The organism is Dactylosporangium sp. NPDC005572, from assembly GCF_040605515.1.
GTDB lineage: Bacteria > Actinomycetota > Actinomycetes > Mycobacteriales > Micromonosporaceae > Dactylosporangium.
The window spans coordinates 26,081-35,604 of record NZ_JBEXCY010000117.1 but is presented as its reverse complement, the minus strand read 5'-3'; the positions used below and the strand labels follow the sequence as shown (position 1 = coordinate 35,604).

General features: G+C 76.3%; 10 protein-coding genes. 7 read left to right on the top strand and 3 right to left on the bottom strand.

Features of this window, described 5'->3' with window-relative positions:
* Positions 1 to 281: 281 nt before the first annotated feature.
* Positions 282 to 1,274, bottom strand: a complete 993-nt coding sequence (locus ABZS66_RS39120; protein ID WP_354766872.1) for a winged helix DNA-binding domain-containing protein — start codon at positions 1,272 to 1,274, stop codon at positions 282 to 284.
* A gap of 67 nt (positions 1,275 to 1,341) precedes the next feature.
* Here ABZS66_RS39120 and ABZS66_RS39115 point away from each other — a divergent pair, with 67 nt between their 5' ends.
* The 6 genes from ABZS66_RS39115 to crtI are packed head-to-tail and all read left to right on the top strand — an operon-like array spanning position 1,342 to position 6,226.
* Positions 1,342 to 1,830, top strand: coding sequence for a YbaK/EbsC family protein (locus ABZS66_RS39115; RefSeq protein WP_354766870.1), 489 nt, complete (start codon positions 1,342 to 1,344; stop codon positions 1,828 to 1,830).
* On the top strand, positions 1,827 to 2,471 hold the full coding sequence (locus ABZS66_RS39110; protein WP_354766868.1) for a monooxygenase: 645 nt from the start codon (positions 1,827 to 1,829) through the stop codon (positions 2,469 to 2,471). The genes ABZS66_RS39115 and ABZS66_RS39110 overlap by 4 nt, the downstream gene beginning before the upstream one ends.
* The gene (locus tag ABZS66_RS39105) at positions 2,468 to 3,004 is read left to right on the top strand and encodes a GNAT family N-acetyltransferase (RefSeq protein ID WP_354766866.1); all 537 of its coding nucleotides are present in this window, start codon (positions 2,468 to 2,470) and stop codon (positions 3,002 to 3,004) included. The genes ABZS66_RS39110 and ABZS66_RS39105 overlap by 4 nt, the downstream gene beginning before the upstream one ends.
* Complete coding sequence (locus ABZS66_RS39100) at positions 3,001 to 3,735, top strand: carotenoid biosynthesis protein (protein ID WP_354766864.1); 735 nt, start codon at positions 3,001 to 3,003, stop codon at positions 3,733 to 3,735. Before ABZS66_RS39105 ends, ABZS66_RS39100 begins: the two co-directional genes overlap by 4 nt.
* The gene (locus ABZS66_RS39095; RefSeq protein WP_354766874.1) at positions 3,729 to 4,799 is read left to right on the top strand and encodes a glycosyltransferase family A protein; all 1,071 of its coding nucleotides are present in this window, start codon (positions 3,729 to 3,731) and stop codon (positions 4,797 to 4,799) included. Before ABZS66_RS39100 ends, ABZS66_RS39095 begins: the two co-directional genes overlap by 7 nt.
* Positions 4,787 to 6,226, top strand: coding sequence for a phytoene desaturase family protein (crtI, locus tag ABZS66_RS39090; RefSeq protein WP_354766862.1), 1,440 nt, complete (start codon positions 4,787 to 4,789; stop codon positions 6,224 to 6,226). Before ABZS66_RS39095 ends, crtI begins: the two co-directional genes overlap by 13 nt.
* Here the strand turns inward: crtI and ABZS66_RS39085 are convergent.
* Positions 6,207 to 6,875: a CDP-alcohol phosphatidyltransferase family protein gene (locus ABZS66_RS39085; RefSeq protein ID WP_354766860.1), complete on the bottom strand. Its 669-nt coding sequence runs from the start codon at positions 6,873 to 6,875 to the stop codon at positions 6,207 to 6,209. The genes crtI and ABZS66_RS39085 overlap by 20 nt on opposite strands.
* Positions 6,862 to 7,779: a methylenetetrahydrofolate reductase [NAD(P)H] gene (metF, locus tag ABZS66_RS39080; RefSeq protein WP_354766858.1), complete on the bottom strand. Its 918-nt coding sequence runs from the start codon at positions 7,777 to 7,779 to the stop codon at positions 6,862 to 6,864. Before metF ends, ABZS66_RS39085 begins: the two co-directional genes overlap by 14 nt.
* Positions 7,780 to 7,916: 137 nt before the next feature.
* Here metF and ABZS66_RS39075 point away from each other — a divergent pair, with 137 nt between their 5' ends.
* Entirely contained in the window at positions 7,917 to 9,407 is a 1,491-nt protein-coding gene (locus ABZS66_RS39075; RefSeq protein ID WP_354766856.1) for a hypothetical protein, read from the top strand.
* Positions 9,408 to 9,524: the final 117 nt, after the last annotated feature.

Genomic DNA, 9,524 nt, shown 5'->3' with positions numbered 1-9,524 from the left:
CGCGGTGCCCTGGCTGCGGCGATGAGCGCTTTTTCAACCCGTGGAGTCCGGTCACCCGGATGCCGCCGCCCGGGGGTCGTGGGCGGCGGGCAGCGACCCCGCCTGAGGCCAGACCCGCGAAAATCCGGCCTCCGCGGTGTCGCGGACCGCGCTCGGAGTCGGCGCCGCGAATCGCCTCCCCGAAGCAGTTCGAACATCCGTTCGATACGCCTAAGACTACACCCGCGGACCCCGGGGACCGCAACGCCGACACGAGTTTTTTCGTACACGCGTTCGCACGTTCACCCCAGCCGCTCCCCCAGGAACCGCCCGAGGTCAGCGACCTCGGCCGGCACCGCCGCGCGCACCCCCGCGGGCAGCGGCGCGAACGGCTCGAGCACCACCCGGCGGCCGGCCCGCCGCCACAGCCCGGCGACCCGCCCCTCGGCCAGGATCGTGGCCCCGACCATGCCCCCACCGGCGTTGACCAGCCGGGCATGCTCGGGCGCCAGGACGAAGGAGCGGTCGCGATGGCCGAGCAGCACCGGGTCGAACGCCCCGAGCAGGCGGACCGCCGGCACCCCGGGCGGTGCCCCCGGCTCCGGCGCCCCGTCGCCGAGCACCTCGAACGCCCGCCGCGCGGCCCCGACCGGCAGCCCCGACCAGGCCGCCAGGTCGGCGGGCCCGGCCGGCCCGTGGCCCAGCAGGTATCGCCGGGCGAGCTCCCCCAGCGCCGCGTCCCCCGCGAACGCCGGCACCGCCGCCGGCGCCGCGACCACCGACGGCTCCCCGCGCGCCAGGTCGGGCCCGCGCGTGACCAGCCCCGACATCGCCGCATAGGCGACCAGGTGGGCCGGCGCCTGCCCGGACGGGTCGATCCGGACGCCGCGCTCCACCACCCGCCGCACCAGCTCGGCCCGGCCCACCGGGCCGTCGGTCACCACCGCCTCGACCGCGGCGAGGGCCCGCACGCAGGTCTCCCCGTCGAGCCCCAGCTGCTCCCGCCGCCGGCGGCCGGCGGCCAGATTGAGCGGCGCGAAGAGCGCATGCAACCAGCCGTGGTCGGCCGCGGTGACCAGGTGCAGCGTGTTGCGCATCAGCCAGGTGCGCACCGTCTCCCCGGCGGCCAGGGACCGGTCGACGTCGGCCGCGACCAGCCCGGACGTGCGGGCGCGCACGGCGAGGCGGGCGGCCGGCATCGACTGGGCCTGCACCCCGACGACCCGCCCGACCGCACCGGCAACCGTCGCGGCGGGCGGCCCCGCGAGGAGCTGCGCACCCAGCCTGAGGGACATACCCGGGACCATAGCCAGGGGGTACGACAAAAAATGGGTCCGGGAAGGACCGGGCAAGATAGGAGCCATGCAGTCGCATCCCAACGTGCAGGCGGTCCAGGACGCGCTCGACGCGGCCGGCGCCCGCGACGCCGCCGGCGAGCCCGGCCGGGTCAAGGTCCTCGACGAGCCCGTGCACACCGCGGCGGCCGCCGCCGCGGCGCTCGGCATCGAGGTCGGGCAGATCGCCAACTCGCTGATCTTCGACGCCGACGGCGAGCCGCTGCTCGTGCTGACCTCGGGCGCCCACCGGGTCGACACCGCCAAGGTCGCCGCCCTGCTCGGGATCGGCAGGGTCAAGCGGGCCAGTGCCGACTTCGTCCGCGACCACACCGGCCAGGTCATCGGCGGGGTCTCCCCGCTCGGCCACCCCAAGCCGCTGCGGACGCTGGTCGACGAGGACCTCGGGCAGTACGACGAGGTCTGGGCGGCGGGCGGCATCCCCCAGGCGGTCTTCCCGATCACGTTCGCCGAGCTCGTGCGCGTCACCGCCGGTACCGCCGCATCCGTCGCGTGACGGTCAGGCTCTTCGTCTGGCGCGTGCGTGCCGCCGCCGTCCCGCTCGCGTTCTGGTCGATGGCGGTGGACCGCCGCCCGCTCAGCCGATCGGCCGGGTTCGCCAAGCTGCTCGGCACCGGCCGGGGCAGCGAGTTCGGCGTGGGCGCGGCGGACCTCACGCGGTGGGCGGCGGTGGTCGTCGACGGCCCGCGGCCCCCGATGCGCGGCGCCGTCCAGCAGGCCGTCCTCACGCTGGAGCCGATCGCCAGCCGTGGCACCTGGTCGGGACACGATCCCTTCACAGCCACGGCAGACCGACGGGACGGGCCGATCGCCGTCCTGACCAGGGCTCGCCTGCGCCCCACCAGGGCCGTCCAGTTCTGGCGAGCCGTCGATCCCGTGTCCAGGAACCTGCAGCAGGCCGACGGCCTGCTCTGCGCTCTGGGCGTCGGCGAAGCCCCCGTAGGATTCCAGGGCACGGTGAGCGTGTGGCGCTCGGCGGCGGATATCGTGCGTTTCGCGTACCGTCAGCCCGAGCACGCCGAGGTCGTGGAGCGCACGGCCCGGCTCGGGTGGTACGCGGAGGAGCTGTTCGCCCGGTTCCGGCTCCTCGGCGTCGACGGCGATCGGGAGGTGCTCGGTTGGAGGGACGGCCCGTGAGGCTGGTGCGCTGGCGCGGCGAGGACCTGCTCCAGCGCCTCGACGACGTCATCGCGGTCTACGGCGAGGCGATGGGCTACTCCGTGCAGCTGCTGCAGACCCGCCGCGGCTACGTCGCCGGTCACACCCGCCGGGAGTCGTTCCAGGCGGTCGCGACGCTGGACGACGACGACAACCTGCTCGGCTTCGGCTACGGCTACCGCGGCACGTCCGGCCAGTGGTGGCACGACCAGGTCCGCAACGCGCTGCGCCGCGACCACCGCAAGTTCTGGCTCGGCAACTGCTTCGAGCTGGTCGAGCTGCACGTCCGCCCGCACGCGCAGGGGCACGGCATCGGCGCGCGCCAGCTGCACGAGCTGCTGACGAACGCGCACCACCAGACCGTGCTGCTGTCCACCCCGGAGGCGCCCGAGGCGACCTCGCGGGCCTGGCGGCTGTACCGCCGGTTCGGCTTCGTCGACGTGCTGCGGCACTTCAACTTCCCGGGCGACGACCGCCCGTTCGCCGTCCTCGGCCGGCAACTGCCACTGTGAAGAGGCTCTGGATTCTGTTCGGAGCCCTCGTCCTCGCCGAGATCGGCTACCCGCTGGCCGGCGGCCGCACCCGCGCGGCGCTCGTGGTCGCGACCGTCGTCGCCGGCTACCTCCTCTCCGTGCTGCACGCCTGGACCACCCGCGGCCCCCGCACGGCCGCGGCCCTGATCGCCGTGACGACCGGCGGCGGCCTGCTCGTCGAGGCGCTCGGCCGGGCCACCGGCGTCCCGTTCGGCGACTACGACTACACCGGCGCCCTCGGCCCCCGCCTGCTCGGCGTGCCGTTCGTCATCCCGCTCGCCTGGACCTGGATGGCCTGGCCGGCCTGGGTGGCGGCGGGGCGCCTGACGAGGACGGCTCCCGCCCGCATCGGGGTGGCCGGCCTGGGCCTGGCGAGCTGGGACCTGTTCCTCGATCCGCAGATGGTGTCCGAGGGGTACTGGCAGTGGTCGGGCCCGGCGACCGCCCTGCCCGGCGTGCCGGGGATCCCGGTCACCAACTACGCCGGCTGGCTGGTCGTGGCGACGGCGATGATGGCGCTGCTGCGGCTCGCCGGCGGCCCCGACCGGCCCGGTGCCGACGCGCCGATGTACGCGCTCTACCTGTGGACGTACACCTCCTCCGTCCTGGCCCACGCGGTCTTCCTCGGCCTGCCCGCCTCGGCCGCCTGGGGAGCCGTGGGCATGGGCCTCGTCGCCGTCCCGCTGGCGGTGCGACTGTGGCGATCCTGACCGCGGTCGCGCTCGCCGTGCTGGCCGCGCTCACGCTCCACACCGTCGTCAACGGCTTCCTGCTGCGGCGGCCATCGAGCCGGGGCGATACTCGCAACGTCGCCGTGCTGCTGCCGCTGCGCGACGAGGCGCACCGCGTGGAGCCCTGCCTGCGGGCACTGCTGGCGCTGCGCGGCGACCCGGCGATCCTCGTGCTCGACGACGGCTCCACGGACGGCACCGCCGAGCTGGTCCGGCGGGTCGGCGGCGACCGGTTCACGCTGCTGTCCGGGCGGCCGCTGCCCGACGGCTGGCTGGGCAAGCCGCACGCGTGCCAGCAGCTGGCCGAAGCGGCGACAGCCGATGTGCTGGCATTCATTGATGCAGATGTGGTACTGGCTGAGGACGCGCTGGAGCGCTCCGGCGCACTGCTGGAAGAGTCCGGCGTCGATCTCCTCAGCCCCTACCCGCGCATCGAGACCGGCACCGTCGGCGAGCGGCTCGTGCAGCCGCTGCTGCAGTGGTCGTGGCTCACCTTCCTGCCGCTGCGCGCGATGGAGCGCTCGCCCCGCCCGTCGCTGGCCGCCGCCGGCGGGCAGTTCCTGCTGGTCCGGCGGGCCGCGTACGACCGGGCCGGCGGGCACGCGGCCGTGCGCGACCGGGTGCTGGAGGACATCGAGCTGGCCCGCGCGGTGAAGCGCAGCGGCGGGCGGATCGCGCTCGCCGACGGCTCCGGGCTGGCCCGCTGCCGGATGTACACGTCGTGGCGGGAGCTCGCCGACGGCTACGGCAAGTCGCTGTGGGCGTCGTTCGGCTCGCCGGCCGGCGCCGTGGCGGTGGTCGGGCTGCTGCTCGCGCTGTACGTGGCGCTGCCGCTGACGGCGCTGCTCGGGCAGTGGCCGGGCCTGCTCGCGTACGGCCTCGGTGTCGCCGGGCGGCTGGTCAGCGCCCGGGCGACCGGCGGCCGGGCGGTCGACGCGCTGGCCCATCCGGTGTCGGTGGTGCTGTTCGCGTGGCTGGTGGCGCGCTCGTTCGCCCGCCGGCGGCGGGTCACCTGGAAGGGGCGGCCGGCGTGGCGTCCGTGATCGTCGTCGGGGCGGGCGTGGGCGGGCTCGCGGCCGCGGTACGCCTGCGCGCCGCCGGCCATGGGGTGACCGTCTTCGAGCAGGCCCCGGTCGCCGGCGGCAAGCTCGGCGTCCACGAGCGGGACGGGTTCCGTTTCGACACCGGGCCGAGCCTGTTCACGCTGCCGCAGGTCGCGGCGGAGCTGTTCGCGGCCACCGGCGGCCCGGCGCCGCTCGACCTGGTCCCGCTCGACCCGGTCGTCCGCCACCACTTCCCCGACGGCACCGTGCTCGACTCGGGCCCCGGCTTCGCCGACCGCATCGGGGCCACCCTCGGCGCCGAGGCGGCCGACGACTGGCGCCGGCTGTGGAAGCGGGCCGCCCGGGTCTGGGAGGCCTCCTGGCAGCATGTGCTGACGGCTCCGGTGGACAGCCCGCTGCGGATGGCCGGGCTGGCCTGGCGGCTGCGCGACCTGGCCGCGATCGCCCCCGGCCGCACCCTCGCCGGGCTGGCCCGCACCCACCTGCGGGACCCGCGGCTGCGGACGCTGCTGGCGCGGTACGCCACCTACACCGGCGCCGACCCGCGCCGCGCGCCGGCCGCGCTGCTCGCGATCCCCTACGCGGAGCTGGCGTTCGGCGGCTGGTACCTGCGCGGCGGCCTGCGGACGCTCGCCGACGCGCTGCTGGACCGCTGCGCCGGCCTCGGCGTGCGGGTCCACACCGGCACCGCGGTCGACCGGATCCTGACGACCGGCCGGGCGGCCTCCGGCGTGCGGCTGGCGGACGGCACGACCGTGCCCGCCGACGTGGTCGTCGCCAACGCCGACGCGCTGCACGTGTACCGCGACCTGCTGCCCGCCGTGCCGCGAGCCGCTGCCCGCGCCCGCCGGCTGGAGGCCCGCAGCCTGGGCGGGTTCGTCCTGCTGCTCGGGCTGCGCGGCCGCACCCCCGGTCTGGCGCACCACACGGTGTGGTTCCCGCGCGACTACGACGCCGAGTTCGACGCGATCTTCGACCGGCCGGCCCGCCCGGTCGACGACCCGACCATCTTCGTGACCTGCGCCGACGACCCCGCCGTCCGGCCGGAGGGGCACGAGGGCTGGTTCGTGCTCGTCAACGCGGCGCCGCAGGGCGCGGTGGACTGGGCCGCGCACCGGGACGCCTACGCCACGCGCATCCTCGAGGTGCTCGCGGCCCGGGGTGCCGACGTGCGGGAGCGGCTGCTGTTCCAGGAGGTGCTGACGCCCGCCGACCTGGAGGCGGCGACCCGGACGCCGGGCGGGGCGATCTACGGTACGGCGAGCCACGGGCTGCTGCGGCCGCCGAACGTGGGGCCGGTGCGGGGTCTGTACCTGGTCGGCGGCTCGGTGCACCCGGGCGGCGGGCTGCCGCTGGTCATGCTGTCGGCGAAGATCGTCGCCGACCTCATCGGCCCGGCGCGCTGAGCTGCTTCCGGACCGTTCGGAGCAGTTGGATCAGGCCGGCTGCGGTGACGGCCAGCATGACGGCGAGGGCGGCGGCGGCCGCCGCCGGGCCGGCCGCGGCCGTTGCGAGCAGCCCGAAGATCGCGATCAGGACGCGAGTAGGGCGCTCGGCGACCGTGACGGTCCCGATGTCCGACATGCCGGCGACGGTGGCGCGGGCTCTGATGTACTCGTGCAGCCACATCACGCCCGTGCACCCCACCGCCAGCCAGACCGGCGCACCCAGCAGCCAGAACGCAGCCATCCACGCGGCTTCCGACAGCCGGTCGGCGACCGAGTCCCAGACCTGCCCGAGACGGCTCGCGCGGCCGGTGACCACGGCGAGGACCCCGTCGACGCTGTCGGCCACGGCGGAGAGCAGCACGAGCACCGCGCCCCCGACCGCCCACCAGCGGCCGCCGAGCGCCACGACCGGCACCGCGGCGGCCAGCAGCAGGCCCGCCGCCGTCGCCGCGTTCGGGTCGCGGACACCCACGCGGACCATCGCGGCGCCGATGCGGTACGACAGACGCAGCCACCCCCGCACCACCGGCGACGCGGTGCGCGGGTCGTAGCCGCCGTGGGACGCCGACCAGCGCTCGGCGTAGTCGTCCCAGCTAGATGCGGGCACCGACGCCGAGCTGCTGCCAGACCTCGCGGGTGGCCGTGGAGCGGTTGAAGGTGATGAAGTGGATGCCCGGCACGCCCTCGTCGAGCAGCCGCTGGCACATCGCGCTGAGGTGGTCGATGCCGAGCCGCCGCACGGCCTGCGGGTCGTCGGCGACGCGCTCGAACTGCGCCGCGAGCCGCGCCGGGAACGGCGCCCCGGAGAGCTGCTGCGACCGCGCGATCGTGCCGATGTTGGTGACGGGCATCACGCCCGCGACGATCGGCGTCTCACACCCGCTCGCCGCGACCCGGTCACGCAGCCGCAGGTAGTCGTCGGCGTCGAAGAACATCTGGGTGATCGCGAAGTCGGCCCCGGCCCGGCATTTGCGCACGAAGTTCGCCGTGTCCGACTCGACGTCGGGCGAGCGGGGATGCTTGTACGGGAACGCGGCCACCCCGACGCTGAAGTCGCCGGCATCGCGGACCAGCCGCACGAGGTCCTCGGCGTAGAGCACGCCCTGCGGGTGCTGCACCCACTCCGCGTTGGGGTCGCCCGGCGGGTCGCCGCGCACCAGCAGGAAGTTGCGGATCCCGGCCCCGGCGAGCTGCCCGATCACGTTGCGCAGCTCGGCGACGGAGTGGTTGACCGCCGTGAGGTGCGCCATCGGCAGCAACGTGGTCTCGGTGGCAACCCGCTCGGTCACCGACACGGTGGTGTCCCGCGTGGTGCCGCCCGCACCGTACGTGATCGACACGAACGACGGCTGGAGCGACTCCAGCTCCCGGATCGCCTGCCAGAGCTGCCGGTCCGCCTCCGGGGTCTTGGGCGGCGAAAACTCAAACGAGAAGGTCGGCCCCTGCTCGGCGATCAGTTGACCGATCGAGGCAGGGCCACCGCCCATGACAGAAGGAAGTCCGAGAGCCACGCTCCGACTGTAGTGCCCGCCGCCCCGGCTCCGGCACCTCCGGGGCGCCGAATCCTGTCGTACCCCGGCGGTAGAAAGGTGGTCGGACGCTCATCGGCGCGGGGTTGCCGCCGCCTTCCACGAAGGGAGCGTGTCGCATGGTGTCCGACGAGGGCGAGTCGCTGGGCCTCCTGCTGACCCGCCGCCGCCTGGAGCTGGGCCGCTCCCAGCTCCGCCTGGCCGAGCAGCTCTGCGCCGCCGCGGGCGTCCCGACCGTCACCCGCCACGAGATCTCCCGCTGGGAGCGCGAGGAGCGGGTGCCGACCGGCACCTGGCTGGCCTGGCTCGCCCTGGTGCTGGAGGTCCCGCTGGAGTCTCTGGAGCGCGCGGCCGCCCGCACCCGCCGCCGCACACCCGCGCCCCCGCTCGCCCCGGCCACGACCACACGCCCGCCCGGCACGCCCCCGTTCGTCCCGCTTACGACTGCGCGTCTGCCCGGCACGCCCCCGCTCCGGGCCGGCCGGCTCCCGTCCGCGACCGGCACGGCCCGCGGCACCGCCGGTGCGGTCCGGGTCGCCGAGCTGCGCCGGATGGACGACCTGCTGAGCGGCCCCGAGCTGGTCGCGGCGGTCGGCACCGAGCTCCGCGCGGCGGTCCGGGACGCGGCCGCCCGGCGCACCGACGGCCGATATCCGCGCGACGCCCTCGCCCAGGTCGCCGAGCTGCTGCAGCTGTCCGCCTGGGTCGCGGCCGACCACACACTCGCCGACGGCACCGAGCCGCTCCGGCGCGGGGTCCGGCTGGCCCTGGCCGCCGGCCACCGCACCCTCGCCGGCCACCTGCTCGGCTGCCTGGCCCAGCTCAGCGCCGAGGCCGCGCTCCGCTCCGCCGGCACCGCCGTCCTTCCGGGAACCGCCGGCCGGTCCGGTTCCGCCGGTCGTCCCGGCGGCGCTGGCCTGCCCGGCGCCGTCGGCCTGCCCGGCGCCGTCGGCCTGCCCGGAACCCTCGGCCCGGCCGGCGCTGTCGGCCCGGCCGGAACCGTCGGCCTGTCTGTCGCCGGGCGGTCAGTGGCGCTGCGGCTGGCGCGGGCCGGGCGGCGGGTCGCCGCGCCTGCCGACGCCGGGACGGCGGCGGTGTTGTGGCTGCGGGAGGCGTACGCGGCGGCCGTGGCCGGCGAGCGCCGCGCCTGCGACGAGGCCCTCGCCGCGGCCGAGCGCGTCCACGCCCGGCGCGACCCGGCGCTGGACGCGCCCTGGTCGTACTGGCTCGACGACGCCCACCTCGCCGCCGCCACCGGCCGCTGCCTCGCCGTCCTGGGCCGGGGCCGCCCGGCCGTGCCGCTCCTCGAACGAGCACTGGCGACGAGGTCCGTGCGCTTCCGCGCGGCCGGCCTGACCGCGGCCGCCCTGGCCCGGGCCCACATCGCCGCCGGCGACCTGGACGCGGCCTGCGCCGCGGCCCGCACCGCCCTGCTCGCCTGCGTCCGGTCCGGCTCCCAGCGCGCCCGGCACGACCTGCGGATGGTCGAGCCGGTCCTGCGCCGCACGTCCGCCTTCCGCGAGTACGCGGAGCTCACCGACTCCGCCCTCTCCTGCCTGCCCCAACCCCCACCGCACCCGGCCCGCGCGGCCACCCGCGCAACCGCCTGACACCACCCACACCGCCACCGCACCGCCCACCGACCGTCCGCCCACGAGCCCCGCAACCGCCAGACACCACCCACGCCCGCCCCAACGGCCGACCCGCCCGCGCGCCGGCTGCCGAAC

Bases quoted from the DNA above. Each gene is read 5' to 3' on its own strand.
- ABZS66_RS39115 (WP_354766870.1), top strand. From the start codon at position 1,342: ATGCAGTCGCATCCCAACGTGCAGGCGGTCCAGGACGCGCTCGACGCG.
- ABZS66_RS39120 (WP_354766872.1), bottom strand. From the start codon at position 1,274: ATGTCCCTCAGGCTGGGTGCGCAGCTCCTCGCGGGGCCGCCCGCCGCG.
- ABZS66_RS39075 (WP_354766856.1), top strand. From the start codon at position 7,917: ATGGTGTCCGACGAGGGCGAGTCGCTGGGCCTCCTGCTGACCCGCCGC.